Origin of the sequence: Bacillus sp. FSL R5-0560 (assembly GCF_037966305.1) — a bacterium.
Classification (GTDB): domain Bacteria; phylum Bacillota; class Bacilli; order Bacillales; family Bacillaceae; genus Bacillus; species Bacillus mojavensis.
In genome coordinates, this window is sequence record NZ_CP150195.1 from 3,683,925 (window position 1) to 3,708,855 (window position 24,931).

General features: G+C 41.4%; 28 protein-coding genes and 2 pseudogenes. 11 read left to right on the forward strand and 19 right to left on the reverse strand.

From position 1 onward, the window contains the following. Positions 1–72: 72 nt before the first annotated feature. On the reverse strand, positions 73–1,161 hold the full coding sequence (cotH, locus tag NST56_RS19260; RefSeq protein ID WP_010332133.1) for a spore coat protein CotH: 1,089 nt from the start codon (positions 1,159–1,161) through the stop codon (positions 73–75). A 138-nt stretch (positions 1,162–1,299) separates the two neighbouring features. On the opposite strand from cotH, the gene NST56_RS19265 reads away from it, so the two are divergent. From NST56_RS19265 to NST56_RS19295, 7 genes are all read left to right on the forward strand, one after another. Beyond that, positions 1,300–1,911: a spore gernimation protein GerQ gene (locus NST56_RS19265; RefSeq protein WP_168748917.1), complete on the forward strand. Its 612-nt coding sequence runs from the start codon at positions 1,300–1,302 to the stop codon at positions 1,909–1,911. Between the two features lie 162 nt (positions 1,912–2,073). Next, positions 2,074–2,694, forward strand: coding sequence for a flavin reductase family protein (locus NST56_RS19270; protein WP_010332135.1), 621 nt, complete (start codon positions 2,074–2,076; stop codon positions 2,692–2,694). 221 nt (positions 2,695–2,915) lie between these two features. Beyond that, the gene (locus tag NST56_RS19275) at positions 2,916–5,006 is read left to right on the forward strand and encodes a BglG family transcription antiterminator (RefSeq protein ID WP_339178527.1); all 2,091 of its coding nucleotides are present in this window, start codon (positions 2,916–2,918) and stop codon (positions 5,004–5,006) included. Positions 5,007–5,017: 11 nt separating this feature from the next. Then, entirely contained in the window at positions 5,018–5,284 is a 267-nt protein-coding gene (locus NST56_RS19280) for a PTS sugar transporter subunit IIB (RefSeq protein WP_010332137.1), read from the forward strand. 33 nt (positions 5,285–5,317) lie between these two features. Next, entirely contained in the window at positions 5,318–6,580 is a 1,263-nt protein-coding gene (locus NST56_RS19285; protein ID WP_339178530.1) for a PTS ascorbate transporter subunit IIC, read from the forward strand. 18 nt (positions 6,581–6,598) lie between these two features. Next, entirely contained in the window at positions 6,599–7,297 is a 699-nt protein-coding gene (alsE, locus tag NST56_RS19290) for a D-allulose 6-phosphate 3-epimerase (RefSeq protein WP_339178533.1), read from the forward strand. A gap of 74 nt (positions 7,298–7,371) precedes the next feature. Then, positions 7,372–7,713 carry a DUF4181 domain-containing protein gene (locus tag NST56_RS19295; protein WP_333513389.1) on the forward strand — a complete coding sequence of 114 codons (342 nt, stop codon included), beginning with the start codon at positions 7,372–7,374 and terminating at the stop codon, positions 7,711–7,713. Between the two features lie 4 nt (positions 7,714–7,717). On the opposite strand, the gene ggt is transcribed toward NST56_RS19295, so the two are convergent. Then, positions 7,718–9,295, reverse strand: coding sequence for a gamma-glutamyltransferase (ggt, locus tag NST56_RS19300; protein WP_339178536.1), 1,578 nt, complete (start codon positions 9,293–9,295; stop codon positions 7,718–7,720). Positions 9,296–9,508: 213 nt separating this feature from the next. On the opposite strand from ggt, the gene chrS reads away from it, so the two are divergent. From chrS to NST56_RS19315, 3 genes are read left to right on the forward strand one after another with little or no spacing between them, the layout of a single operon-like run. After that, entirely contained in the window at positions 9,509–9,985 is a 477-nt protein-coding gene (gene chrS, locus NST56_RS19305) for a chromate efflux transcriptional regulator ChrS (protein ID WP_339178539.1), read from the forward strand. 13 nt (positions 9,986–9,998) lie between these two features. Further along, positions 9,999–10,592: a chromate efflux transporter subunit ChrB gene (gene chrB, locus NST56_RS19310; RefSeq protein ID WP_268448181.1), complete on the forward strand. Its 594-nt coding sequence runs from the start codon at positions 9,999–10,001 to the stop codon at positions 10,590–10,592. Then, positions 10,589–11,125 carry a chromate transporter gene (locus NST56_RS19315; RefSeq protein WP_069486818.1) on the forward strand — a complete coding sequence of 179 codons (537 nt, stop codon included), beginning with the start codon at positions 10,589–10,591 and terminating at the stop codon, positions 11,123–11,125. Before chrB ends, NST56_RS19315 begins: the two co-directional genes overlap by 4 nt. A 26-nt stretch (positions 11,126–11,151) precedes the next feature. On the opposite strand, the gene NST56_RS19320 is transcribed toward NST56_RS19315, so the two are convergent. The 6 genes and pseudogenes from NST56_RS19320 to NST56_RS19345 all read right to left on the reverse strand — a co-directional run. Next, positions 11,152–11,301 carry a hypothetical protein gene (locus tag NST56_RS19320; protein WP_339182307.1) on the reverse strand — a complete coding sequence of 50 codons (150 nt, stop codon included), beginning with the start codon at positions 11,299–11,301 and terminating at the stop codon, positions 11,152–11,154. Positions 11,302–12,069: 768 nt separating this feature from the next. Further along, positions 12,070–12,723, reverse strand: a complete 654-nt coding sequence (locus NST56_RS19325; protein ID WP_339178543.1) for a hypothetical protein — start codon at positions 12,721–12,723, stop codon at positions 12,070–12,072. A 76-nt stretch (positions 12,724–12,799) separates the two neighbouring features. Continuing rightward, entirely contained in the window at positions 12,800–13,351 is a 552-nt protein-coding gene (locus NST56_RS19330) for a hypothetical protein (RefSeq protein WP_339178544.1), read from the reverse strand. Positions 13,352–13,392: 41 nt separating this feature from the next. Then, on the reverse strand, positions 13,393–13,788 hold the full coding sequence (locus NST56_RS19335) for a hypothetical protein (protein ID WP_339178546.1): 396 nt from the start codon (positions 13,786–13,788) through the stop codon (positions 13,393–13,395). Between the two features lie 197 nt (positions 13,789–13,985). Then, complete coding sequence (locus tag NST56_RS19340; protein WP_339178549.1) at positions 13,986–14,489, reverse strand: hypothetical protein; 504 nt, start codon at positions 14,487–14,489, stop codon at positions 13,986–13,988. Positions 14,490–14,509: 20 nt separating this feature from the next. Beyond that, positions 14,510–14,971 (reverse strand): annotated as a pseudogene (locus tag NST56_RS19345) (transposase); the annotation flags it as partial. A 353-nt stretch (positions 14,972–15,324) separates the two neighbouring features. Between NST56_RS19345 and NST56_RS19350 the strand changes: the two are divergent. Continuing rightward, a complete protein-coding gene (locus NST56_RS19350) occupies positions 15,325–15,432 on the forward strand; it encodes a hypothetical protein (protein ID WP_339182311.1) in 108 nt (35 codons plus the stop codon). 93 nt (positions 15,433–15,525) lie between these two features. Here the strand turns inward: NST56_RS19350 and NST56_RS19355 are convergent, their stop codons facing one another. From NST56_RS19355 to NST56_RS19405, 11 genes and pseudogenes are all read right to left on the reverse strand, one after another. Beyond that, on the reverse strand, positions 15,526–16,242 hold the full coding sequence (locus tag NST56_RS19355; protein WP_268504472.1) for an endonuclease V: 717 nt from the start codon (positions 16,240–16,242) through the stop codon (positions 15,526–15,528). A 527-nt stretch (positions 16,243–16,769) separates the two neighbouring features. After that, positions 16,770–17,246 (reverse strand): toxin-antitoxin system YwqK family antitoxin, encoded by a 477-nt coding sequence (locus NST56_RS19360; RefSeq protein WP_339178553.1) that lies wholly within the window; start codon positions 17,244–17,246, stop codon positions 16,770–16,772. Next, on the reverse strand, positions 17,233–19,032 hold the full coding sequence (locus NST56_RS19365) for a T7SS effector LXG polymorphic toxin (RefSeq protein WP_339178555.1): 1,800 nt from the start codon (positions 19,030–19,032) through the stop codon (positions 17,233–17,235). Before NST56_RS19365 ends, NST56_RS19360 begins: the two co-directional genes overlap by 14 nt. Positions 19,033–19,050: 18 nt before the next feature. Continuing rightward, positions 19,051–19,311 carry a YwqI/YxiC family protein gene (locus NST56_RS19370; protein ID WP_010332154.1) on the reverse strand — a complete coding sequence of 87 codons (261 nt, stop codon included), beginning with the start codon at positions 19,309–19,311 and terminating at the stop codon, positions 19,051–19,053. Between the two features lie 9 nt (positions 19,312–19,320). Next, on the reverse strand, positions 19,321–19,743 hold the full coding sequence (locus NST56_RS19375) for a DUF5082 family protein (protein WP_010332155.1): 423 nt from the start codon (positions 19,741–19,743) through the stop codon (positions 19,321–19,323). A 586-nt stretch (positions 19,744–20,329) separates the two neighbouring features. Next, positions 20,330–20,565 (reverse strand): annotated as a pseudogene (locus NST56_RS19380) (DUF1963 domain-containing protein); the annotation flags it as partial. A gap of 105 nt (positions 20,566–20,670) precedes the next feature. Then, entirely contained in the window at positions 20,671–21,993 is a 1,323-nt protein-coding gene (locus tag NST56_RS19385) for a UDP-glucose/GDP-mannose dehydrogenase family protein (RefSeq protein ID WP_339178557.1), read from the reverse strand. Positions 21,994–22,175: 182 nt separating this feature from the next. Further along, positions 22,176–22,940, reverse strand: a complete 765-nt coding sequence (locus NST56_RS19390) for a tyrosine-protein phosphatase (protein ID WP_010332158.1) — start codon at positions 22,938–22,940, stop codon at positions 22,176–22,178. A gap of 52 nt (positions 22,941–22,992) precedes the next feature. Then, complete coding sequence (locus NST56_RS19395) at positions 22,993–23,706, reverse strand: CpsD/CapB family tyrosine-protein kinase (RefSeq protein ID WP_010332159.1); 714 nt, start codon at positions 23,704–23,706, stop codon at positions 22,993–22,995. Further along, entirely contained in the window at positions 23,696–24,442 is a 747-nt protein-coding gene (locus NST56_RS19400; RefSeq protein WP_010332160.1) for a YveK family protein, read from the reverse strand. The genes NST56_RS19395 and NST56_RS19400 overlap by 11 nt, the downstream gene beginning before the upstream one ends. A 221-nt stretch (positions 24,443–24,663) precedes the next feature. Further along, on the reverse strand, positions 24,664–24,807 hold the full coding sequence (locus tag NST56_RS19405; RefSeq protein ID WP_010332161.1) for a hypothetical protein: 144 nt from the start codon (positions 24,805–24,807) through the stop codon (positions 24,664–24,666). Between the last annotated feature and the right edge of the window lie 124 nt (positions 24,808–24,931).

Consider the following 24,931-nt stretch of genomic DNA (forward strand, 5'->3'; position numbering starts at 1 on the left):
GTCACACTTATTTCTTGAACTAATTGAATAGCCTAATTGTCTGATTTTCAGCGAATACCTATAATCATGCATTCACAAAATACTTAAATTGCTTTTAATGTATTGTGAACGATTGTTAATATACTCAAAAATCACTTCCGGCTCACGGTCAAAACGTTCAATATCATTCTTTTTATATGGGTCCATCAGGACAAACGGCCTGATCTGATCATAAAGCGCCAATATTTTTGGTTTCATATATTCAATGGTAAAGAGAGATTGGAGCGTTTTTTCTAACAGATGCTTGTAGGACCTGCGAAAATCGGGTTCATCCAAAATGCGAGCGGTTAATGTATTAAACCCTTGGATTCTTACATAATCTGCAGCCATCCGCTCTCCATGGATATCCCTGCCCCAGGTCGCATCATAGTCCCAAGGAATCACTTCAAATAATCCGGTTTCCCCGCTTCTGTACAAAGCGTAATTATGGACAAACCCATCATAGTTTGAGGTGAACACAATGCCGGCCAGCCAGCGCAAATACTTATCGATATTCACATGCTTTGTCACTTCTGATTTAAATTGAGCTTTAGGGACAGTATTAATTTTAAAAATCATATCCTGTAAATAAAAATCATCTTCCTCGGTCCCTGTCTTCTTTTCATACCCATGCTCAAGCGACGTCTTCGTTTCTCTCTCCAAATCACTCACGAGAGAAAAATTAGCATCATCGTCAACCGCGTAAAAAATGGCTCCGTCCGCCAGCTTCCTTTTCGCTAAATAATATTCATCGACGGATTCAAGCTCTAGATACACTCCTTCATTCTTCCCATTTACCTTTAAAAACACAAATTCTGCCTTCGGAGACAGCGTCCCCAGCTCTGAGAAAAAATCGAGAGACAATTTGTTTCTCATCATGGAAGGATCTTTATATTCCGCATTCAAGTGAACCTCGCGGGCCCCGCGAAATGTTTTCGGCTGATAAAAGGAAATATGGTACGACTTCTTTTTGAAATCTCTAATATGAGATCCGCGATAAGCGATGTCGATATCAAATCTTTTCTGATTCACTTTCAGCACAGCCGGAACCGGTTCATCATCCCATATATCCTTTTTTAATTCCCGTAAGTCTTTTGGATGAATAAACAGCTGATACAGAGGCAAATTTGATTGATTCTTCATCCGTAGTCCCCCTTCAAAATTAGGCTTTTATTTTTGTGAGATCTCAGCGGAACACTTATACACTTTTTACAATCGTGCGTACTATGTGTGTAGTAAGGATCTTCATCCTTAAACCAATTACAAAAAGGAGGATTTCAATTGGGCCACTATTCCCATTCTGATATCAAAGAAGCGGTGAAATCCGCAAAAAAAGAAGGTTTAAAAACTTATTTATACCAAGAGCCTCGTGGAAAAAAACGCAGTCATAAAAAGTCGCACCGCTCACACAAGAAATCTCGCAGCCATAAAAAATCTTACTGTTCTCACAAGAAATCTCGCAGCCATAAAAAATCTTACTGTTCTCACAAAAAATCTCGCAGCCATAAAAAATCTTACTGTTCTCACAAGAAATCTCGCAGCCACAAAAAATCATACCGTTCTTACAAAAAGTCTCGCAGCTACAAGAAATCGTTCTGTTCTCGCAAAAAATCACGCAGCTACAAAAAGTCTTACTGCTCTCACAAGAAAAGATCACGCAGCTACAAAAAGTCTTACTGCTCTCACAAGAAAAGATCACGCAGCTACAAAAAATCGTTCTGTTCTCATAAGAAAAGATCACGCAGCTACAAAAAATCGTTCTGTTCTCATAAGAAAAGATCTCACAAAAAACACGGCAGAAAATTTCAGCACCACAAAAAAGATGATTACGACAGCAAAAAAGAATTCTGGAAAGACGGCAATTGCTGGGTAGTCAAAAAGAAATATAAATAATACAAAACTGTCATAGGCTCCGGCATACGTACGGTAGCCTATTTTCTAATTCCCCTATATCAGTTATATGTCATGACATAGCATATGCAACCCGCATTATTTGGTTTCTTTGAATGGATTTCGTTATACTCATGGTATCCTTACAATAAAGGCGGTGTTGTTATGTACATATTTCAAGCAGAAGAGCTTAGTTCCAAGGACACGTATAAGCTGCTGTCAGGAGCTGTTATTCCGCGCCCGATCGCATTTGTTACAACACTTTCTTCAAGCGGGACAATCAATGCGGCGCCTTTCAGTTTCTATAACGTGGTCAGCTCAGATCCTCCGCTACTCAGTATTTCTGTTAACCGATCAGAAGGACGGCAAAAAGATACAGCCAGAAACGCGATAGAAAACGGTGAATTTGTCGTCCATGTCAGTGATGAAGCTATCATTGAAGACATCAATGAAACGGCGGCAAGTTTAGGGCCGGATGAAAGTGAAATGACACGCACCTCTCTCCATTCTGTAGAGAGCACAGCTGTCTCGGTGCCTGGCATTCAAGAAGCCCGCGTTCGTTTTGAATGCAAACTCGAACGGCATATCACATTCGACAATGATCATGGTGTAACCACGGCTGATCTGCTTATTGGCAGAGTTGTCTGTTTTCACCTCGATGAGAAGGTGTATGACGCAGATAAAGGGTATATTTTGACGGACGAATTAAAGCCGGCTTCCAGATTAGCCGGAAACCATTATGCAAAGCTCGGTGAAGAATTTACATTGATTCGTCCGGGTTCATAAAAGGACTATTTATATAGAAGAAACTAGTCAAAAAGACACTGTCATAAAAAGCCGGCACAGCATGTGCCTGGCTTTTTTTGTGTGAAGGAATGATATTTGCACAAATCGTTTGCACTGATTTGGTCTTATAAATTCAGATGTTGCCCATTACAATTAAAATAAGCCCGCACGAAGTGAAGGACGGCAGACTGATATCACCTGCACATAAGGAGCTGATGGGCATGCTTTTAGACCAAAGAAGATCAGCCATACTTCACCAGGTTCTCAACACAAAAAGCTATGTTACTTGCGGCGAATTAACGGAGCAATTAAACATTTCAAGGAGAACGCTGTATTATGACATTGAAAAAATTAACGGCTGGCTGAAAGAGACAGGACTGACACCGATCAAAAGAAGGCGTTCAGCAGGATTTTATTTAGAAGACCAAACGAAAAAAATGCTGACATCAGAAATGAAAACGCTGACAAATTCAAGATATGAATTTTCTCCTTCAGAGCGACAGGCAAGAGTGATCCTACGTATCTTAATGAGAAACAGACGGTTGCTTCTGCAACACTTCATTGACGAAAATCACGTTAGCCGCAACACCGCCATTCAGGATTTAAAGCATATTCGCGAAAAGCTGAAGACATTCGGTATCATTCTTTGCTTTACCAAAGAAAAGGGTTATTTTTTCTCAGGATTAGAGCAGCAAAAGCGAAAAATGCTGGCTGAATATGCAAATCAGCTCATGCAAAAGAGCAGCAGCACTGCGGCGGTTACAGATCTTTGCCCCGATCCAGCTGCTTGTGAGCAGCGAATCCAAATCATGCGCTCTATGCTGCTGACGTTCGAAAAACTTCTTCACATGAAATTTGCTGATCATGTTCTCACGGGCTTAAGTGTGCACTTTACGTTATTTCTGATCAGAATACAGGCGGGAAAAGAAATCACTTTAGAACAAGAAGAGCAATACGCCATCAGGCAAACGAAGGAATATGAAGCGGCCGTTCGAGCGGTGGAAGCGGCGGAACTGCCGGAAAAAGCCTTTATTTCTGATCAAGAAATGTGCTACTTCACAATCCATTTGCTAGGGGCTAAAATCAGTCAGTTCCCCGCTTCAAGTCTCATTGCAGGTGAGCTGGATGCGGTACATGATATCGCGGACCGAATGATTGTCGATTTCCAGCGTTACGCCTGCGTGCTTTTTCAAGACCCGGAAAATCTAAAAAAACATCTGGTGCTTCATTTGAAATCAGCTTATTACAGGATTAAATATGATATCACCCCTCATGAGAGTGATATAGCTGCCTCCATCAAAACGAAATACAGTGATATTTTCTGCTTAACGAAAAAAGTCGTTCATCATCTTCAAAAAGAATTAAGAAAGCCTGTCAGCAGTGAAGAAACAGCATTTATCGCCATGCATTTCGGAGGCTGGATGAAACGCGAAGGGGTCGCGCCCTCACTTAGAAAAACAGCGGTTATTGTCTGCCCGGGCGGCATCGGCACATCAAAAATTTTGCAAAGCCAAATTGAAGATCTTCTGCCGAATGTCGATATTCTGGAAACCGTGTCAAGCCGTGTCTATGAAACAATGACGCTTGAAACGGATGTCCTGATCTCTACCGTTCCGCTCCCAGACAGAGGGGTGCCTGTACTCATCGTCAATCCCATACTGAACAGCAGGGAAAAGATCAGCCTGCTGAAAAAAGTAGATGCCCTCTCAAACAGCGCTGCCCATTTCCATCCAAGTGTCCATGACATCATGGGCATCATCGAAAAACACGCAGAAGGCATTCATAAAACAGAGCTGATGCGCGAACTGACCGAGTATTTAGGACAGCCGCACAAACATGAAAAGGAGGCGAACCGCAAACCAATGCTTGCTGAATTAATGACACCTAACCATATAACGATGGCCGACTCTGCCCCCGGTTGGGAAGATGCCGTCCGCATGGCGGCAAAGCCGCTATTGGATGACGGGTCTGTTACCCCTCAATACGTCGATGCCATGATTGCCACGATTCAGACACTGGGCCCATATATCGTCATTACGCCGAACGTCGCCATCCCGCACGCAAGGCCTGAAGACGGTGTGAATCAAATCGGTATGAGCTTTCTGAGACTGAAACAAGCCGTTTCCTTTTCAGAGAAGCCCGAGCATTCAGTCCAGCTGATTATCGTGCTCGCGGCAATCGACAATGACACCCATTTGAAAGCCCTCTCCCAGCTCACGAATATGCTGGGTGATCCGGAAAACATTCAATTGCTGATTAACGCTCAATCGGCGGAAGATGTGCTGCCAATGATACAAAAATACTCACATTAGGAGTGATTCAAGTGAAAAAAATCTTAATTGTTTGCGGAAATGGACTCGGATCAAGCTTTATTGTTGAAATGAATGTAAAAAAAATCATTGAAGAACTGAACATCAGCGCTGATGTGACACATACAGACCTCACCTCAAGCAAAACAGAGCAAGCGGATCTGTATTTAGGATCAGCCGATATTGTGTCAGGCCTTGACGATGGAACGCGTAACGTGGTCGGACTCAAAAACCTGCTGGACCAGAAAGAAATCAAAGAAGCCATCCTTTCCAACTTGTAACACAAAAAAACATAGACGACGGGGGTGCATCTGATGCTTGATTTTTTGATAAACGATTTCCTGGGAACTCCTGCTATCTTAATTGGACTTTTTGCCTTAGCCGGTTTGCTTCTGCAAAAGAAAAATGCTGCGGATACCGTATCGGGCACACTGAAAACGGCCATGGGATTTGTCATCCTCAGTGCCGGGGCGGCGATTGTCTCAGATTCACTTGCGGTATTCGGCAGCATGTTCGAAAAAGCATTTCACATTAAAGGCGTCGTACCCAATACAGATGCAATCTCAGCCATTGCTCAAAAAACGTTTGGTACAGAAACGGCACTCATTATGATCTTCGGAATGATTGTTAACATATTGCTGGCGCGTCTAACGCCATTTAAATATATTTTCTTAACCGGCCATCATATTCTCTACATGGCTTCATTGATTTCGGCCGTGCTGATTACCGGCGGCATCAGCGGTGTTCCTCTCATTGCTGCGGGCGCCATTATTCTTGGGGGGCTGATGGTGCTGTCACCCGCCATCCTTCAGCCGTATACAAAAAAAATTACAGGAAGCGATGATCTTGCTCTCGGGCATTTCGGTTCTGCCGGCTATTTTATTGCTGGATTCATCGGCAAACATGCGGGCAATCCATCTCATTCCACTGAGGATATCAAAGTTCCGAAATCATTAGGATTTTTGCGGGATACGTCAGTCTCCATTTCTTTAACGATGGCACTCCTTTTCTTTATTGTCGCTCCTTTCGCCGGAAAGGACTATATTGAAGCATCGTTGAGCGGCGGAAGCCATTTTCTCGTTTATTCCTTTATGCAGGCCATTACGTTCGCTGCTGGGGTATATGTCATCTTGGCGGGGGTTCGGATGGTAATTGCGGAAATTGTCCCTGCTTTTAAAGGCATCGCAGAAAAGCTAGTGAAAGGCGCCAAACCCGCTCTTGACTGTCCGACCGTTTTTCCTTTTGCGCCCAACGCTGTGATTATCGGTTTTTTATCCAGCTTCCTGGCGGGTATTGTATCTATTTTTCTTCTTCCGGTCTTCGGTCTCAGCGTTATTGTCCCGGGACTTGTACCGCATTTCTTTACAGGAGCGGCGGCGGGAGTTTATGGAAATGCAACCGGCGGCGTGCGGGGTGCTGTACTCAGTGCGTTTGCCAATGGCATTCTCATTTCTTTTCTGCCTGCGTTTCTTCTGCCGGTTCTTGGCTCGCTCGGATTTGAAGGCACAACTTACGGTGATTCAGACTTTGGCATTATCGGGATTCTTCTTGGCTGGATCATACAATTATGTACTTAAAGTGAGGGATGCTGCGTCATGAAACATTTATTTTCACCTTCTCTGATGTGTATGGATTTAACAAAATTCAACGAGCAGATCACCATTCTAAACAGCCGTGCCGATATGTATCATGTTGACATTATGGACGGCCATTTTGTCAAAAACATTATGCTGTCCCCATTTTTCATCAGCCAGCTCAGAACAGTGACAGCTCTCCCGATTGATGCCCACCTGATGGTTGAGAAGCCGGAGGATTTTATCGATATGACAGCAGAGGCCGGCGCTGATTACATTAGCGTGCACGCCGAAACGATTAACCGGGCGGCATTTCGGCTGATACACAAAATCAAAGATCATGGCGCAAAGGTCGGGATTGTATTGAACCCGGCCACTCCGCTAGAGTGGATCAGCCCTTATGTTCATTTGATTGATAAACTGACGATTATGACCGTTGATCCGGGTTTTGCCGGGCAGCCGTTTATCGCAGAAATGACGAAAAAAATCCGGGCGGCCAAAGAATGGAGAGAAACAAATCATTATACGTATGCCATTGAGGTTGACGGCTCCTGTAATGAAAAAACCTTCCGCACGCTTGCAGAAGCTGGGAATGACATTTTTATCATCGGCAATTCAGGCCTCTTTGACCTCGATGAAAACACAGAAATCGCATGGAATAAAATGAAAACCATTTTCCAGCAGCAGACACACCCTATAAAAATGCAACACCCGGAGTAATCCCCCCGGGTGTTTTCTATGAAACATTTTCTCTCCCACGAACGTATAAAGAGATGAGTATGGGAGGGATTGGTATGAGTACTCATTTTTGGCTGGTATTTCTGGTCATAGTATCGTTCAGCACAGCACTGCAATTTCTTATCAAGAAAAAGTTCGGTATCCATAAATCCGGCTGGCTGTATAAGCCAGTTAGCAGCACACAGAGATTAATAGAAATTTGTTTACTTATTTTATTTGTTTTTTCTATGATCTTTTTCCCTGTGGGATATATGCTTCTTTTATTTTTTATTTCGATTGATTCTCTACGCTTTTTTATAGAATGGAGGTATAGACCTGAAGATAAACAGTATATGTACCACCTGATTGAGGCTGGCCTGTTTCTTGCTCTCTTAATATACATATGTATATTTTTCTAGCTAGTCAAATCCCAACAGCCGCCCCATCCCCCCTTGGGTCGGCTCCTCCTTGGAGAAAGCCCTCCTCATCCACTGCGATTGCTGCGGCGTGGCCCATCAGCGGGTCATAATCACTGACTGTCTCCACGAGATGGCCGCTTTCTTTTAGCATTTCGACCGTCTTCTCTGCAATTCTGTTCTCAACTCTGAGACCTTCATAATCCTCGCCCCACGTTCTGCCCCATACCCAGCGCGGCTCGCTAATTGCCTGCTGTGGATGCATTCCATAGTCCAGCATCCGGGTGATGATTGCCGTCTGAGTCTGCGGCTGGCCTTCGCCCCCTTGCGTGCCGTACAGAATCTTCGGTTCCCCATTCTTACAGACCATAGCCGGCATCAGCGTATGGAAGCTGCGCTTTCTCGGCTCAAGTGTATTGACATGGTTTTCATCCAATGAGAAAAATGAGCCGCGATTTTGCATGAGAATGCCTGTATCCCCGGCAGTAACAGCCGAGCCAAATTCAAAGTACAGGCTTTGAATGAACGACACCGCGTTGCCATCCGAATCCATCACCGCCGCATAGGCGGTATCACTGCCTACCGGTCTGCTTTCCGCCGGTTCAGCTATATAACCAATTTCTTCCGCCAGCTGCTTGGCATAGCTTTTGTCCAAGAGGCTTTCCAGCGGAATATCAGCAAACGCCGGATCAGTCAGAACGGCATTCCGATCTAGAAAACTCTTTTTCAGTGCCTCCACGAGCACATGATAATAGGTAAATGAACCATGTTCAATTTGGCTGAAATCATAGTTTTCCAGAATGTTCAGCGTCATTAAACCCGTAAAACCTTGGGAATTCGGCGGCGCCTGGTACACAATGTACCCCCGGTAATCACAGGATACAGGCTCCATCCACTCACCCTTGTGTGCTGTAAAATCATCAAGTGTCATATAGCTGCCATTATGCTGTAAATACGAGACAATCCGCTGTGCGATATCATCTTCATAAAACGCGCTTCTTCCTTTTTCAGCAATCATTTTCAGGCTGTTCGCAAGCTCTTTTTGCACAAACCGTTCGCCGGGGACCGGTGCTTTGCCGTTTTTCGTGAAGATATCAGCGGTGTAAGGTGTTGACGCCAGCAATTCAAGATTCGTCGCTGTATGCCGGCACTGATCTGCAGATACAGGAAAACCATTTTCAGCATAATGGAGTGCAGGCTCCAATACATCAGAAAGCGACATCCGTCCGTATGTCTTCAGCACGGCATCCCAGCTATCGACCATTCCCGGTACGGTAATTGCGCTGTCGATCCCCCGCAGCGGAATCTCAGTTTTCCCCTTATACACGTCTCTCGTCACATTTTTTCCTGAACGGCCGCTGCCATTGTACACTCTTACCTCCTTTGTTTTTTGATGAAAGGTCAGCCAAAAGGAATCTCCTCCAAGCCCCGTCATATGCGGATAGACAACCGCCAGACAAGCGCTCACGGCGACAGCGGCGTCAAATGCGTTTCCTCCCTTCTCCAGAATGCGGTTTCCCGCTTGTGATGCGAGGTAATGCGGACTGACGACCATTTGCTTAGTGCCGATAATAGATCTGTTCATCACAAGTCCCCTTTGCAAGAGATTTTCTTCATTATAGAGACCCTGTTTTTTCGCATCTACTGATCCGGAAGAAAAGCTGACGAACTTTCTCCTTTTCGCAAACATAAAAATACTTTTATATTCATTGCGAAAATAAATATAAATTTTCTCTTACGAAATGAAACTTATATGATAAAATATTGACTAAAAGTCAAACGAAAGCAGGTGAAACAAATGGGCAATGAATATCAAATTCCTAACCTTGTTCTTGATGAGATAGACAAACAGATTCTTACCATTTTGCATGAGGAAGGGAGGATTTCTTATACGGATCTTGGCAAAAGAATTGAATTATCACGTGTTGCGGTTCAATCACGCATTAATCAGCTGATTGAAGCAGGTGTTATTGAAAAATTCACAGCCGTGATCAATCCAGCTAAAATCGGCATTCATGTATCCGTGTTTTTTAATGTGGAGGTAGAGCCGCAATTCCTAGAAGAAGTCGCCCTAAAGCTTGAAGAAGAACCTGCGGTCACCAGCCTTTATCACATGACTGGTCCGAGCAAGCTTCACATGCACGGGATCTTCGCGGATGATCAGGAAATGGAAGAGTTTTTAACGAAACGGCTGTATCCGCTTCAGGGCGTCGTCAGCGTTGATTGCCAAATGCTGATCAAACGGTACAAAAGCCGTATGGGAATGAAGCTGTAAAGGAGAGAAACTGATGAAAAACCATCCTTATCGGGATATGACCGCCGCAATGGTGCGCACCGGAATCTTAGGCTTCGGGGGCGGGCCATCGGTGATTCCGCTGATCCGCCATGAAGCGGTGAATAAGTATAAATGGATAGATGATGATGAATTTGGAGAAATATTAGCCATCGCCAATGCACTCCCCGGACCGATCGCTACCAAGATGGCGGCGTATCTGGGATTCAAACTAAAAGGCACGCTAGGCGCGATTGTTGCCACTCTGGCCCACATTCTGCCTACATGCCTTGCAATGGTTGCCTTATTTGCGGCTGTAAACGTCTTAAGCCACTCGGCAGTTGTTGCCGGCATGATTGGCGCAGTAACGCCGGTTATCGCCGTAATGCTCGGTATCATGGCATACGAGTTTGGGCAAAAAGCGCTCAAAGGATTTGGCTGGGTCACCGGAATCCTGTTTTTTATCATCGCTTTTATCGGACTGCAAATGTTACAGATCAACCCCGGTATCGTTATTATCATTTTCTTAGCATACGGGGCATTTCATTTTAAACTGAAAGACAAAATGACGAATAAACATTCAAAAGATAAAGGAATGTCCGCCTCATGATCATTATGTTTTTATTCACAGCATTTTTTATCGCAAACGTTCTGGGATATGGCGGCGGCCCAGCCTCTATCCCGCTGATGTTTGAAGAAGTCGTAAACAGATACGGCTGGCTGTCAAACGACCAATTCTCTAACATGCTCGCACTTGCGAATGCATTGCCGGGCCCGATCGCAACCAAAATCGCCGCTTATGTCGGCTACAGCGCAGGCGGCTGGCCCGGCTTTCTGATTGCGCTAATCGCAACTGTTGTACCGTCCGCGTTCGCGCTGATCGTCCTGCTTCGCATCATTCAGCGTTTTCGCCAATCACCCGTGATCAAAGGCATGACACTGTCTGTCCAGCCTGTTATCGCTGTCATGATGCTTATTCTCACTTGGCAAATCGGCGCCGACGGCATCAAAGCCATCGGCTGGATTCAATCCTTAGTGATTGCGGGTATTTCCCTCCTTTGCATGACAAAATTCAAACTGCATCCGGCTTTCCTGATTATCGCGGCATTTTTATATGGGGGGCTAGTAGTTCCTCATTTATAGAAAAAAGCACCCTCAGGGGGTGCTTTTTATTTTGGGCCAGAAATGCCATTTGTCATATAAATTGTTTCTTGGCCTGCATCATTTTTGATCACGTTTTTGATTTGCAGCGTGTTTCCTGACATTCTGGCAAATTGCTTCTCTTGAGGCGAGTTTGTTTTGACGTGTATCCATTCCAGTCGGTATCTTTAGCTTAAGAAATTGGGAACCTGTTGGGTTAGCGGCTGCAAATCCTCTTAAACCCCACTATCCACACTCCAGATTTGATATTCTAATTCTTCTAATAATTGTGTTCTCTGCACATTTGTTCTTGTACCATTCGTCTAATTCCCTATTCACAAGTAGACAATGAAGTAATTCACCGATTTCAGGATATTCACTAATAAATAAATCTGATTCCATCTTCCATAAATAATAATCATTCCATCCATTAATCCATTAATTATTTAACTATTTCCACCAAGTCGTTGTTACTTCATTTAAATGATATTCAATATATGCAATCACTTTTTTATAGTCGTCTGAAGAAAATTCTTTAATAGGGTTTTCTCAATCATTATTCTTGACTATTAAAACCAGATAGTTACCTTCAGCAGAAATGTCAGGAACCCAGCCTAAATCAAGCGTTATTGAGGATTGTTCATGATAAAGCTGCAACAAACTGTCTGTGAACAAAAATCAGGAATCATCATTCGGTTCTAAAGTTCTTGGATCTATTTCAACAAAATGATTATAATTTACTTTCCAACCTTGTGTTATTCTTAGGGGGTGTATATTAACTTTTGGGACATCTAATTTAACATGTTTTCTCAAATCATGACCTCTTTAGTAACTAGTTTGCTCTATGAGGTATTTTTACCTCTGACTTACGAAGACTCCTGTCTCAAAAGACTAATTAGATAAATTAAGCCTCATAAAAAAAGCAGGTAGTACAACCTGCTTCTTTATTAGTATTCGTTTTTAATTTCTTTCATAAAAATATTATCTAATTGTTTAATTAATTCTTTAAGCTCAGTGCACATAATATCTTCTAATGGATTTTCCCAATCTTCGTTTTTTATAAGTTCAATGCCATAATTACCGGTTGGATCCCCTTCTGGGTACCACCCTACATCAAGCAACAAGTTTTTAGTCTTATGAGAAATTTGCAGGAGATCCTGATTAAAGTCAAATAACCAAGCATCATCACTTGCCTCTAATGTTTTAGGGTCAGTATCTTTTAATGTAATATAATCGACAGTCCAACCAGCCGGTATCTTTAGCCTTAAGAAATCGGGAACCTGTTGGGTTAGCGGCTGCAAATCTTCTAAAACCCCGCTTCCCACACTCCAGATTTGATATTCTAATTCTTCTAATACATGTTCTATTTTATCAAAAGATTCTACGTCATAAATCTTATCTATTTTTAAGCCAACCACTTTAATATGGTATTGATCAGCTTGATATAGTACCTTAATAATGGCATTATGTTTTTCATTTTGCAGTATTAGTAGTTCATATTCTTCTACCGTTCTTTTTTCTGAGTTTAAATTGTTCAGTACTACATACCAGCCATCACAGATTTTTAATGGCTGCAATTGAGAAATATGATCTCTGCTCATCTCGCTTCTCCTTGTACTCCACATTGTTATCCTATCTATAAAAAAACTTGCCGATGACAACACGGCAAGTTTCTAACTATAGCAATTCTAATACATCAGTAAACAAGGCATCTCCTAATGTTAATCTTCTGTTGAAAGGCTGTATATGTGGCAATTCACTCCACTCATACACAGTATCGTAGTAATCATACAAATAACTGAGTTCGATAAACCCTTTCTCTTGCATTATCTTATTGATATAGTTCGTTCCCTGAATGAATTCTAAAGATTCAGCGGTCCCTACAATATCATAAGCGCCATCAATTAAATCGTGTCTTAGGGAATAACTATAATTTAGTACATAAACAGGAACCAATTTAGATACTTTCATATTGATTTGCTGTTCTAAATGAAATCCATTTTCTCCAGAAAGATCTTGCAAGTGGATATTGATTTCTCCTGAAGGATTGTTTAAATCTCTAACTTCAATTTTTTTCAAACCTTTTATTTGATTAAATTCATCAGGTACCTTTATTTTCTCTGCACATTTGTTCTTGTACCATTCATCTAATTCCCTATTCACAAATAGCCGATGAAGCAAGTCACCGATTTCAGGATATTCAACAATAAATCTGATTCCATCTTCCATAAATAATAATCACTCCATCCCTTAATCCATTAATTATTTAACTATTTCCACCAAGTTGTTGTTACTTCTTTTAAATGATATTCAATATGTGCAATCACTTTTTTATAGTCGTCTGATGAAAATTCTTTAATAGGGGTTTCCCAATCATTATTTTTAACTATTGAAACCAGATAGTTACCTTCAGCAGAAATGTCAGGAACCCAGCCTAAATCAAGCGTTATTGAGGATTGTTCATGATAAAGCTGCAACAAACTGTCTGTGAACAAAAACCAGGAATCATCATTCGGTTCTAAAGTTCTTGGATCTATTTCAACAAAATGATTATAATTCACTTTCCAACCTTGTGTTATTTTTAGGGGATGTAAATCTGCTTTTGGAACATCTAATTTAACATGTTTTCTCATTAACAAAACCTCTTTAGTTTCGTTTTCAGTCATTCTCTCCTTTATATTTTTGAATCATTTAATTTTACCTTTTACAAAACTTAAACTTTATTTTTTTCATAAATCAACAGTTTTGAATTAGTTTTACTATTAATTCTGTAAAGGCTTGATCATTTGTAATGTTTCTTGCTCTCAAAGTAAAAACTAAAAAAGCAGGTACAGTATAACTACCTGCTTCTTTTTAGTTAAATTTAATTACCAAAGTTAATTTCTTTTACAAGAATAGCTTCGTTTCCGTACTCTTCAATATCGGCCTTTAGCCAACTGCTTTCCTTTTCTCTATATTTATAAAATCTAATTGTCGCAAAACCTTCATCAATACTTATAATCACAATAAATTTATGTTCAGGAAATTTTTCTTTTAAATGATGTTCCCAACCATCCACTACCTGAAGCGCATAAAGTAAAATCTCTTCACCGGACAAATCACTGTAGTCTAAATAATCGTTTATGCGAAGCTCATTACACGATGCTTCATACCCCGTTTTATCCCCATACATTTTTAAAATTCTATTCCAATTTATAGTTGGATTATCAGGTAACTCATACTCTAGATCTAGAATAAAGCAATCGTCTACTTTAACTATATTAGGTGAAATAATATCCTTTAAATTAGATAGGTCAACTTTATTTGTATTGCTCAGATCTTCAAGTCGTTCTTTTAGTCTTTTCATATTTTTATTTGTATATTCCATATATAATCTACACTCCTATACTAAAATACAGGATCCTCACCTAAAAATTTCAATCCCTTATTTATAGCTTTCTGAACACTTTTGTCTTTAAGTACTTTTTGAATTTTGCTAGGTGCATCTTCACCTGTTTTTTGGTCATAAGACTTTTTTGTTTCAACATCAAAGTACCATTTTTTATTATTTGGCTCATGATAGTGAATTTGACCTTCTCTTTGCCCTGGATTTGGGTTTTCAATGTCTATTCTTTCTGTCTTCCCATTTTGCCATGTTGTCTTACTTGCAATTTGAGTTCCATTTTGACCGAAAAGTTTCTTACTATTCCCGCTACCACTACTAGCCATCTTCACAATTCCAAGATCTTTTACAGCTTTCGTTTCCACATCAGCGTGAACAATTGGGAAAGTTGCTCCATCCGGTGTGACAGTCTTATGGACACGAATTTTTACATTCGTCGGCTCTTTGAATTCTTTTACTTTTCATACCAAGGTTTGTTGGCTTCTTCTTCAGACATTCCCCAAAAGCGGCAGCTTGTCCCCTAAAGATTATGCAGAAAGACAGCTAGCCAATATCTTAAAAGCATTTGAGTCGTCTTTTGTTTTCAGAACACTGCTGGTCTGCTCGTTAACATATCAGTTTTTCATCGTTCTCTACAGCAATTCTATATTATTAGCCAAATCATTGAATTACTCCATCATGGCAAAAATAAAAAGCTGGCCTGCAAAGATATTAAAAGTGCACTATGCCTACCTTTCCTCCTTATTCAGAAAAAGGATCACAGCATACAAATATGAACTGTTGAACAGGCTATTAAAAGAGTAATAAAAACATAACGGAAATAAGCAACACGTCAGGATATTCTAAACCTTATTTTTTCAGCAGAGTGTTCAAAAAAGTCACTGGAGTGTCCCCGTCTGTATACTTAAGCCAGATATACAGGAATTAATCTGAAGACAGAGAGAAGCATGTCTCCCACAAATAAAATCCGAATTATATTCTCTCCATGTAAAAAACACTTGCAGTGTTAGCCAGCAAGTGCTTAGACTTGATTCTCCTGATATAACGTTCTCAAGATATGTGTTTCAAGATCAGCAAGACGAACGGGTATCGGCAGCCTGCTTTCTTGATTAATCAGGCTCATTGTAATTTGATAACTGCTGTCTAAATCGATATCGTTTCCACATGACAGAAAAATAGGCTTTACATCCTGTCTCGTACGAAGCGCCCGGCCGTACACCTCGCCGTCAATGACAATGTCAGTATAAGCGCCGACTTCATTTACAGGCATGACGAAATCACAGTCTTTGATTTTGAGGTAGGTTTTGGCAATGCCTATTGTCGGCTTGTTGAGGAAAAAAGAGGCGTGTGTGGCAACACCCATATGGTTGTAATGCAGATATCCATTGCCATCAAACAAAAACACATCCGGCTCCGTCTCCAGTTTTTTGGCCGCCTCGATGATCAGCGGCAGCTCACGAAACGCAAGGAATCCGGCCACATACGGCACGCTGATTTTGCCTATGCTGTGGACTTTTTCGATGACTTCTTTTGTATCGACGTCAATAACGATTATACTGCAGACCCCGTGCGGTTCGCCGTTTTGTTCCCAGTAGGCAAGGTCAACGCCTGCGCAGGTTTCGATAGAGTCTATAGCGATGTGATTTGATATATTGATTTTATGTTTAAGTGATTGTTGAATTTCAATAAACTGATCTTTTTTGTTTAAGTTAAAATCATGTAATTGTTCAACATGCATTAAAATTGCTCTCCCCTCATTTTGATTATGCAACACCTTTTTTAAAATCAAATGTAACTTTTCCATTAATTCATCCAGTCCGGCAAAACAATATATTTCCAAATAATTCACACAGTCTCCGTTTTGGATCAGCTCTATTCGTAGTTTCCTGCCGCTCCCAATTGCCAAAATAACGACTCTATTGAAGCCACAAAATCTTTTTAGTAAAGCCCGTCCTTCTTTCAATTGGCTTTCTAGCTTGAAATCATTTTCCACCATTGCACAGCCATCAAAGGATCTTTATTGAACGTTAGATTTTGATCACTGTGTAATGTCTGCTTCTCTACCACACTTCAAATTTTCAGCTTTTTAATGGAATCTGTCTATTATTATGCATCATTATTTAAAAAACTTGCCGATTTAATCTCGGCAAGTTCAAACAAATTTACAGTAAATAAAATTATCAGTAAATAAAGTACTCTTAAAGTTAATCCCATGTTAAAAGGATAAACTTTTTCTAAATAGTTTAGTATATACTATTAAATATCTTAAGATCTTCCTAAACTTTGATTAATTTCTCTTCTTTTTAATAACGTCACATATTGAGCATTATTTTTATCTTGCTCTAATATTTTTTCATTTAGAAGTTTTCCGTTTTCATCCCATTCTTTATAAACTAAATTAACTGAAAGTTCAACTTCACTTATTGATTTAATATTTCCATTCTCGTGCCAACAAACACTCTTACCATTAACTAACCCATACTTTAAATGTTCTTCACACTTTATATTACCGCTTTTATAAAACTCACGATTTAAGCCATGAGCTAAACCATCTTTATAGTGACAAAAATACATTAGACTACCATTCTCAAACAATTCGTATGCTAACCCCGTAAAAGGTTTTCCCCCTTCATCTTCAGGATTATCCAGAATCTCATCACTGTATGATGTATACCATAAATCATCAAAGTTAACACCATTTTTAATAACAAAGTCTTTAGTGTATTTATCATTTTCTTCCATAATTAAGCACCTCTGGTATATAATGAGCTTCATTCGTAATGTATTCACAGTGCGGACATCTAGGCATCGGGGACCCTTGTGGCATGAACTTATTAATCTTCCTTGCACTTATAACATATACCATAAATTCATCCAACTTTGCATCAGGTCTTGACAATAGAGCATCATTTAAAGCATAGACTTCAGCATGAGAACCCGCACCTAAAGTTTTTTCATAACCTGTTTTTAAATCGATTGGCATATTTTCTATTCTATTTTTTATAATTTCATGCTGTATTTCCGGAGAGTACCCTTTAGCTTCATTGATACCAAAAAAATACTTACCAGTTTTTTTATCAAGTACGCCAGCAACAGCAGGTCCTCTTTGCTTCTTACCTATTCCTTTACTAATTAATCTATTTAGTTCTTGATGTACTTCACCTCTTAGATTAATTCTTTGATGGATTTCCTCTTTTGATAATTTTCCATATTTATTTCGCAAGTATTCAATTCTACTAGTTCTTTGTGGAATATCCGTATTTTTTGTAATGGGCATTGATACATTATTATATGGAGCATTTACTCTTTGCAATTTATCAACATAATGAGCAGAACTAATTCCAACCAAGCTCAATGCCGCTTCCAGCGCTCCCGTCTTCCGCTTCTCCTCAGACACTTTGTTTCCAAACATATCTCTGCCTGTCACGGCTTCAGAGAATCCGTTTGACGCAACAAGGCCGTATGCGCCCATTTCTGACATTTTGAGAATGTCTAAGGATTTGCCTGTTTTGTAGGCATCTAAAGCGTGTTCGGCCGCGATAGCCGCTTTTCCGGTTTTGTAGATGGCTTTTCCGCCTTTGAAAGCGCGGCCTGCCCAGCCGACGACCGGTATGAATCCGGCTGCAGCCATTGCTCCTGCTGTCACACGTTCTGCGGCAGAGAGTTTTTCTCCGGTAACCGGGTCAACGCCTTCCGTCGCTCTTTTATAATCATAATAGCCAGTGACTTCTCCAGTAAAGTTGCAAACTCCATCCCATGTTTTTTCATACCACGGTTTATTCGCTTCTTCTTCAGCCTTTTCCTGAAGCCGTCTTGCTTCGGCTTGCTGGGCTTTTGCATCAATATAGGTCGTTCCTTGCTTTTCTACTTCAATCACGCTTTTGTAAACTTCATTGCTGTGGAAGGCTTTTTTGTCATAGTACATAGGGGATGCGCTTTTCCCATTGCTGGTGGCCTGCATAAGAACAGAATATTTGGTGAGCACTGCGTTGTCCAAAGATTCTAAATTTTGATATTCAGTGGTCAGGGATTCATCAAGCTTATCGACTGCCGTGATCGTGTCACGTCTGATTTTCTGGGCATCGCCCATCTTATCTGCATAGTCGTCAAGCGTGTACATGTCGAGATCAATAATATCGCTGATGCCTGACAAAATAGAATCGATTTCTGCTTTATGAGCGGAGACAATTTCCGAGGCTTTTAAATCTCCGTTGGGCAGTTCATGATCCAAAAAAGAAGTTTCCACATATGAATCATTCAGTTCTTGATCTTTAATATCTCCTGAAATGCCGTTCAAAAATGCAATCTGAGCAGAGACAAGTGTCAGCCAGCTGTCGACGATTTCCGCCTGTCCCTGAAAGAAGTCCTTAATATTGTCCGCGCCTTTTCCTTTAAAATTGTCACCTAACTCAGCAACTTCCTGAAACGCCTTTTTTAGCGTGTTCAGCTGCTCTTCCAGCGTCTCATATTGCTTTTTTCTATTTTTCGCTTCATCGATTAAAGAATGTGATTCAAATACTTTACTCATCGCACTGCCCTTTCTCTTCTATTTTACTGCGATCGCCTCATCCTGCTCTTTCAGTGAATCAACATTATCCTTCGTATCCTCGATATTTTTCTGTACCGCTTTTTTGTAGTCTCCGAGCATGGTTTTGATGTTCTCCTCACGCTCATGATATTTCTTCGTATAATCGAGGCTGTTTTTTCCGTTGGATCCTGCGGCGCCGATTGATACGTCAGCAAGCGCATCTTTGACAGACTCTAATGTTTTGATGACTGTGTCGTACTTCAGCTTAATTTCTGACATAAAAAAAGATCACCACCATTTTAGTTTACTAATTTGTCTTCCTGCTTCTTCTACGAAATCTTCTCCTTTAGCAAGAAGGTCGCCTGCGGCATTCGCTGCACTTTTTGTCAAATTCAGCTCAAATTTCTCTGTCTCAAGCCAGAATATTTTGCTTTGAATCGAAGCCATATACTCGTTATATTTATCATTCACAATCTTAGAAGCTTCCGATTTCGCCTCTTCTCTTCCCTTGTCGAAATCATCAGCTTTTGTTCCCGTCCAATGCTTGCCTAATTCCGGTTTCACAATTTCTTTTATTTCAGTGATTGCCTCTTCTTGCAGTGTGTCTATGTCCTTTTTTGCTTTTTTCAGCTTTTCGATCTTGTCTTCCACGTCGGAAATTTTTCCGTTGAGCGAACTTTTGATATCCGCTAGCATACTTTCATAACCCATCTGTATCACCTCTTAATACTCAAAAAGTCGTATGGAGGGGCTGATGAAGATAGACTTTTCCATACTTTATTTCCATATATTATATTTTAAAATAGCCGGAAGGCGGCTTAAATAGGGTAAATGGCTTAATTTAGGCTTAAAATGCTCTGAATACGAAGGTCTAAAGTCTCTTTTTTGTTCGTTATAAGGTCAATACGAGCGTTTTATATGGTTAGAAATTCTAAAGTCTTAGTCAAAAAGACACTTGAAAGAGGCAGATTTGATGATCTGCTCATTTTCTTATATGGTAAAATCTTGTAAAGATTAAGAGGTGAAACGGAGGGATGACAATGAGTTTTTTCAGTCCGATGATGTTATTTTTCGTGGTTTTTCCTTTTCTGTCCTTCTTTGTATTTGGAATGGCAGGCACTTTATTGTTTAGAAAACACGGCCTTTGGTCAATGCCTCTTACAGTGCTCTGCTTATTGGTCATATTTATGTTCAGCATTGACTCGGCAACGCCTGATTTTGTTGTGTGGCTTATTTCATTTCCGCTTCTGACCCTATTGGCAGCAGGGGTGACCCTTTGGATCAAAAGCTTGTATGAGCTGCAGTCCCAATTGTACAGAACGTTTGAAAAGTCTTTTCCCCTTAAATCATCAGGTGTGATGAAAAAATTTGCGATGCCGACGTCTCCCTACAACAAATCAATATCATCGTCTGAATCAATTTGTAAAAGCATGATGGGATGTTCTTTATACGCGTATTCCAACCGAATGAATCAAAGAATTCAACTGTCCCTATGCTCGCGTATTGCTCAAACTGAAAATCTGTAGGCAGCACCCTCTAGTTTCAAACAATAGGTAAACCTTAGCGAATATATCCATCGTATACAATAAAAGATGGATACAAAAAAAGACCGGCATCCCGCCAGTCTTTCCTTTACATCTATGACATTGCACCTGCCGGAACAACCGCTTTCCGGCCTACAGAGTAGTATTCCACTCCGGCGGCAGCAGCCTCTTCTAATGAATAGCAATTTCGGCCGTCGAAAATCAGCGGCTGCTCCATCAAATCTTGATAATCTGCTAATGGAAATTGTTTAATCTCATCCCAGTCCGTTAAAATCATGACGGCGTCTGATCCCTTAACGGCTTCCGCCATCGTTTTTTTGTATTCAACAGCCTGCGGCAATATATGCTTCGCATGGCTGACGGCAATGGGATCGAAGGCTTTGATATGGGCGTCTAGTGCGGCGAGGCGGTTAGCAATGACAATCGACGGCGCGTCTCTCATATCGTCCGTGTTCGGTTTAAATGACAGCCCTAAAAGGGTGATCGTTTTTCCCGTCACTCCGCCAAGCCTGTTCAGCGCTTTATCAACCAGCATCGCCTGCTGATTGTTGTTGACCTTGATGACCGATTTCAGCAGCTCAAAATCATGCTCGACATTGCCCGCAATTTGCACAAGGGCGTTTGTGTCCTTTGGGAAACAAGAACCGCCGTAGCCAATGCCCGCTTTTAAAAACTGGCTCCCGATCCGCTTATCCTGTCCCATGCCGTATGCGACAGATTCAATATCAGCGCCGACCTTTTCACATATATTCGAAATTTCATTTATAAAACTGATTTTAGTAGCCAGAAAGGCATTTGAGGCATATTTGATCATCTCGGCGCTTCTGATATCCGTTTGGTAAATCGGGATATCAAGCGGAAGAAAGAGCTCTTCAAGCATTCTGGCGGTGTCCTGATCGGCTGTTCCGATCACAATCCTGTCTCCATGAAACGTGTCATGGATGGCTGACCCTTCACGTAAAAATTCCGGATTGGATGCGATCGATATGCTGACAGGCTCCGCAAGATGTTTGGTAATCAGCTCGTAAATCCAATCATTTGTTCCGACAGGCACTGTGCTTTTTGTTACGACGATCGTATCTCGCGTCACGTGCCGGGCAATACGCTTGGCCACATCTGTAATATGCTCCAGGTTCGCATGCCCGTCGTTCTTTTGCGGTGTGCCGACCGCTATAAAAATAATCTCTGCCTGGTCTAAGCCTTTCTCGTAGCTCGTTTCAAAGCTCAGCCGCCCATCAGCTATATTTTTTCTCATCAGCTCTTCAAGACCCGGTTCAAATATGGGGGAAATCCCTTTTCTCATTTCTTCAATCTTTTGAGCGTTAATATCAATGCAAGTTACATGATGGCCAATCTCAGAAAGAGAAACACCTGTCACAAGACCGACATAGCCTGTTCCGATGACTGTTATATTCATGGTTTCCCTCCAACAGTTAAATTGCTGCTTTACAGCTTCCGTATTATCGTATGAGAACTTCCTGACATGAATGCGGATGATCTCCCGGAATCAACCTGTACAGATTTCTGAAATATGATTCAATCATACAATATACTATTATATCGTTCTCACAAAGAAAGTGGGGAAATGAGAATTGCAGATCAAAAGAGCCCGAATCGTTTTTTTCTTTTGACCGGCTGCGGTGCCTGCCTGTAAATCGCTTGATTTTGCAGTAGAAGCTCAGCGTTTTCTGTGAGCATATAAGAATATTCCGTACCGAATTCTTTCTCAAGAACACGGAGTGCCTCCTGATAGCGAAAATCTCTTGTTTTCAGATTATGAGCATCTGAAGCTAAGAAATGTATCAGATTGGCTTCAGCCAGCCGCAGCGAAAATGCTTTCATCTGTTTCCCGAAAACTCCTGCGAGGCTTCCGGTTGTCAACTGAGATGCCGCTCCTTTTTCTATAAGATGATACAGCAAGGACGGATTTTCGCGGATCTCGCTATTGCGTTCGGGATGCGCGATAACCGGAATGTATCCTTTCAGCTGCAAATCATAAAAAAGCTGCTCGGCATATCGCGGTACATGATCAAACGGAAACTCAATCAAGATATATTTCGTGTCATTCAGTGACAGCAGCCGGCCCTCAGCCAATTCCCGTTTCAAGTCCCCGTAAATTCTGATTTCCTGTCCCGGCAGTACGGTGAGCGGGATCTCCTCTTTCATTAAACGTTTGTTTAACAGGTCTGCCGCTTCTCTGACAGCGGTTTGCTCGTTTTCATATGAACCATTCTTATGATGCGGGGTTGCAATGATGGTTCTGATTCCTTCACGAACAGCCGCCCTGGCCATTTCGATGCTGTCTGCCAGGCTCCTCGCCCCGTCATCCATTGACGGGAGGATGTGGCAGTGAATATCAATCATTTCTAAGCCTCCTTTTTTCGCAAAAATAAATAACGGGCAGCATGCACGTTATTTATTTTTGTATGAAATTGTCTTCCCTTCCGTAGTAGCCGTAATCAGAGTGCTTCGAGCGCTTCTTGCCGTTCATAATGGCTCCGAGGAGCTTGCTGTTGCACGAATCGAGCGCCTCTTTTGCTTTTGCGGCTTTTTCTTTTTCCGTCTTCCCGCTTGAAACAACCAAAACGGAACCGTCTGCAACGTTCCCTAAAATTTGCGCGTCTGCTACAGGGAGAATAGGCGGCGTATCGAAAATCACCATATCATAGGCCGCACACGCTTCCTCCGAAAGCTCTTCCATCCACTTGGAGGAAAGCAGCTCGGCCGGATTCGGCGGGATCGGGCCGCTCGTCAGCACATCAAGGTTTTGTTCCTTAGACGTTTGCACAGCATGCTTCAGTGAGTATTTTTTCAGTAAAACGGATGTTAAGCCTGTCATATTTTCTAGTTGAAAGGTGGTATGTACTGTAGGTTTTCGCAAATCTGCATCGATGAGCAAAACCTTTTTTCCCTGCTGTGCAAATACGACAGCAAGGTTAGCAGCTGTGGTAGACTTTCCTTCTCCAGGGCATGCCGAGGTGATCATTACTGATTTCATTTGGCGATCCACTGAAGAAAATTCTATATTTGTTCGAATCGTTCGATATTGTTCTGAATTCAAGGATTTCGGCTCTGTCAGCGCAATGACATTTTTGCGACTCCATGAGCCCTTGCTTTTTCTAAGCGCCAAAATGTCCACTCCCCGCTTTATCAGATTGAATGCCTTTTAAGCTCTTTTCTGTTTTCTGTTCATTGGCAATGGTGGAAACCGTTCCTAATACCGGTATGTCCAGCAATGTTTCGAGCTGCTCTTCCGATTTGATCGTATTATCTAAATGCTCAAGCAGGAAGGCCAGTCCGATGCTTCCTGCCAATCCTGCCGCAAACGCAATGGCGATGTTCAGCAGCGGTTTTGGCGATACAGGCGACGGATGGTCAGAAACCTCAGCTTTTGACAGAATGCTTACGTTGTCAACATTCATAATCGAAGTGATTTTGTCTTTAAAGACAGATGCGACAGTGTTGGCAATGTGAGCCGCTGTTTCCGCGCTCCCGTCTCTGACAGAAATATTGACCACTTGGGAATCCTGCTCACTGGAAACAGTAATTTTTTCATTCAGTTCTTGTGAAGTCATCGACAAGCCCATCTCTTTAATCACTTCGTCTAAAATAGCAGGGCTCTTAATGATGACGTTATACGTATTGATTAATTGAAGATTGGTTTGGACATCGTTAAATTGGACTTCTTTTTGGTCGTTTTTCGATTGATTGACCAAGATCTGAGTTGACTTTTCATAGATGGGTGTAAGTGCGAAGAAACTGATGAATCCGCCGGCAGCAGTCGCAGCTGCGGTTACAATCATAATCAAAAGTATGCGTTTTCTTAACGTTGATAATATGTCTTTTAAACTAATAGATTCTCCCATGATACCTCCAAATCAGCTTAAACATCCTTTTCCATACGATTATACAACGTTAAAACAGCATTTCTCCATCTTTTCACGTGACAATATTCGACAAAAATTTACAAAATCAGTTTTCAGCCTCTCTCATGTAAGCGCTCTATTTATTGTCTTGCCAGAGCTGAATCTTTTTCTCCTTCCGGTCATAAATCAGAAAAAAACCCCGCCAAAAACCAGCGGGATTTTTATGTTGCATATCCATTTTTAATATGAGAAATCAAATTTTCAAGCATTTCCTTAGTGGTCATCTCGGATGACTGCTCACCAATATCATGTGCATGCATCAAAATTTTCAGAAATTCTTCTTGATTCAATTTCTTTTCACTCATCATTTTATTCCTTTCAGCTTCCATTAAGTTGAAAACACGATTATTATATGATGCCGGCTCTCGTTTTGCAATCTCTAATACATCATTCGACACATCCCATTTTTTATGTCCTATTTTAGGAAAA

Coding starts and splice junctions, on each gene's coding strand:
- cotH (WP_010332133.1), bottom strand. CDS start 1,161: ATGAAGAATCAATCAAATTTGCCTCTGTATCAGCTGTTTATTCATCCA.
- NST56_RS19270 (WP_010332135.1), top strand. CDS start 2,074: ATGTACATATTTCAAGCAGAAGAGCTTAGTTCCAAGGACACGTATAAG.
- NST56_RS19275 (WP_339178527.1), top strand. CDS start 2,916: ATGCTTTTAGACCAAAGAAGATCAGCCATACTTCACCAGGTTCTCAAC.
- NST56_RS19285 (WP_339178530.1), top strand. CDS start 5,318: ATGCTTGATTTTTTGATAAACGATTTCCTGGGAACTCCTGCTATCTTA.
- alsE (WP_339178533.1), top strand. CDS start 6,599: ATGAAACATTTATTTTCACCTTCTCTGATGTGTATGGATTTAACAAAA.
- NST56_RS19295 (WP_333513389.1), top strand. CDS start 7,372: ATGAGTACTCATTTTTGGCTGGTATTTCTGGTCATAGTATCGTTCAGC.
- ggt (WP_339178536.1), bottom strand. CDS start 9,295: ATGAACAGATCTATTATCGGCACTAAGCAAATGGTCGTCAGTCCGCAT.
- chrS (WP_339178539.1), top strand. CDS start 9,509: ATGGGCAATGAATATCAAATTCCTAACCTTGTTCTTGATGAGATAGAC.
- chrB (WP_268448181.1), top strand. CDS start 9,999: ATGAAAAACCATCCTTATCGGGATATGACCGCCGCAATGGTGCGCACC.
- NST56_RS19315 (WP_069486818.1), top strand. CDS start 10,589: ATGATCATTATGTTTTTATTCACAGCATTTTTTATCGCAAACGTTCTG.
- NST56_RS19325 (WP_339178543.1), bottom strand. CDS start 12,723: ATGAGCAGAGATCATATTTCTCAATTGCAGCCATTAAAAATCTGTGAT.
- NST56_RS19330 (WP_339178544.1), bottom strand. CDS start 13,351: ATGGAAGATGGAATCAGATTTATTGTTGAATATCCTGAAATCGGTGAC.
- NST56_RS19335 (WP_339178546.1), bottom strand. CDS start 13,788: ATGACTGAAAACGAAACTAAAGAGGTTTTGTTAATGAGAAAACATGTT.
- NST56_RS19340 (WP_339178549.1), bottom strand. CDS start 14,489: ATGGAATATACAAATAAAAATATGAAAAGACTAAAAGAACGACTTGAA.
- NST56_RS19355 (WP_268504472.1), bottom strand. CDS start 16,242: ATGCATGTTGAACAATTACATGATTTTAACTTAAACAAAAAAGATCAG.
- NST56_RS19360 (WP_339178553.1), bottom strand. CDS start 17,246: ATGGAAGAAAATGATAAATACACTAAAGACTTTGTTATTAAAAATGGT.
- NST56_RS19365 (WP_339178555.1), bottom strand. CDS start 19,032: ATGAGTAAAGTATTTGAATCACATTCTTTAATCGATGAAGCGAAAAAT.
- NST56_RS19370 (WP_010332154.1), bottom strand. CDS start 19,311: ATGTCAGAAATTAAGCTGAAGTACGACACAGTCATCAAAACATTAGAG.
- NST56_RS19375 (WP_010332155.1), bottom strand. CDS start 19,743: ATGGGTTATGAAAGTATGCTAGCGGATATCAAAAGTTCGCTCAACGGA.
- NST56_RS19385 (WP_339178557.1), bottom strand. CDS start 21,993: ATGAATATAACAGTCATCGGAACAGGCTATGTCGGTCTTGTGACAGGT.
- NST56_RS19390 (WP_010332158.1), bottom strand. CDS start 22,940: ATGATTGATATTCACTGCCACATCCTCCCGTCAATGGATGACGGGGCG.
- NST56_RS19400 (WP_010332160.1), bottom strand. CDS start 24,442: ATGGGAGAATCTATTAGTTTAAAAGACATATTATCAACGTTAAGAAAA.
- NST56_RS19405 (WP_010332161.1), bottom strand. CDS start 24,807: ATGAGTGAAAAGAAATTGAATCAAGAAGAATTTCTGAAAATTTTGATG.